The 1,690-nt window shown below is 60.1% G+C and carries 1 rRNA gene (cut by a window edge); it reads left to right on the top strand.

The annotated features are described in order from the left end of the window. A 23S ribosomal RNA gene (locus CUT83_RS26105) occupies window positions 1-1,690 on the top strand; its annotated part reaches 509 nt to the left of the window's first position; the annotation flags it as partial.

Genomic DNA, 1,690 nt, shown 5'->3' with positions numbered 1-1,690 from the left:
TCCGGGAGTAGTGGCGAGCGAAACCGGATGAGGCCAAACCGGTCACGTGCGAGACCCGGCAGGGGTTGCGTGGTCGGGGTTGTGGGAGTGTGCTGGACCGGTCTGCCGGCCGGTCGGAGAGTCAGAAACCGTCGTGATAGGCGAAGGGCATGCGAAAGGCCCGGCGTAGAGGGTAAGACCCCCGTAGCCGAAATCATGGCGGCTCTCTTGCGTATTTCCCAAGTAGCACGGGGCCCGAGAAATCCCGTGTGAATCTGGCGGGACCACCCGCTAAGCCTGAATATTCCCTGGTGACCGATAGCGGAGAGTACCGTGAGGGAATGGTGAAAAGTACCGCGGGAGCGGAGTGAAATAGTACCTGAAACCGTGTGCCTACAAGCCGTGGGAGCGTCGCACACCGGACTTGTCCGGTGTGTCGTGACTGCGTGCCTTTTGAAGAATGAGCCTGCGAGTTTGCGGTGCGTTGCGAGGTTAACCCGTGTGGGGAAGCCGTAGCGAAAGCGAGTCCGAACAGGGCGGTTTCAGTAGCGTGCCCAAGACCCGAAGCGGAGTGATCTAGCCATGGGCAGGGTGAAGCGGCTGTAAGAGGTCGTGGAGGCCCGAACCCACCAGGGTTGAAAACCTGGGGGATGACCTGTGGTTAGGGGTGAAAGGCCAATCAAACTCCGTGATAGCTGGTTCTCCCCGAAATGCATTTAGGTGCAGCGTCGCGTGTTGCTTGCCGGAGGTAGAGCACTGGATAGGCGATGGGCCCTACCGGGTTACTGACCTTAGCCAAACTCCGAATGCCGGCAAGTGGTAAGCGCGGCAGTGAGACTGTGGGGGATAAGCTCCATGGTCGAGAGGGAAACAGCCCAGAGCATCGACTAAGGCCCCCAAGCGTGTGCTAAGTGGGAAAGGATGTGGAGTCGCAGAGACAACCAGGAGGTTGGCTTAGAAGCAGCCATCCTTGAAAGAGTGCGTAATAGCTCACTGGTCAAGTGATTCTGCGCCGACAATGTAGCGGGGCTCAAGCACACCGCCGACGTCGTGTCATCGGCACATAACCTCCAACGGGGGTGTCGATGGGTAGGGGAGCGTCGTGTGCCGGGTGAAGCCGCGCCGGAAGGCAGGGGTGGACGGTACACGAGTGAGAATGCAGGCATGAGTAGCGATACAGGAGTGGGAAACTCCTGCGCCGATTGACCAAGGGTTCCTGGGTCAAGCTGATCTGCCCAGGGTAAGTCGGGGCCTAAGGCGAGGCCGACAGGCGTAGTCGATGGATAACCGGTTGATATTCCGGTACCCGCTGTGGAGCGCAAGGGCCGAGCCCGGTGATGCTAAGTCCGTGAAGCCGCCCGCATCCTTCGGGGTGTGGTGCCGGTGGAGCCGACGGCCCGATCCGGTAGTAGGTGAGTGATGGGGTGACGCAGGAAGGTAGTCCAGCCCGGGCGGTGGTTGTCCCGGGGTAAGGGTGTAGCCCGTTGTGCAGGTAAATCCGCGCAACATGTGAGGGTGAGACCTGATGCCGAGCCGATGACGGTGAAGTGGATGATCCTATGCTGTCGAGAAAAGCCTCTAGCGAGTTGCACGGCGGCCCGTACCCCAAACCGACTCAGGTGGTCTGGTAGAGAATACCGAGGCGTTCGGGTGAACTATGGTTAAGGAACTCGGCAAAATGCCCCCGTAACTTCGGGAGAAGGGGGGCCAC

The organism is Streptomyces barkulensis (assembly GCF_002843305.1).
Lineage (GTDB): Bacteria > Actinomycetota > Actinomycetes > Streptomycetales > Streptomycetaceae > Streptomyces > Streptomyces barkulensis.
Note: the sequence above shows the minus strand (reverse complement) of the source record. Positions and strands in the feature narration are given on the sequence as shown.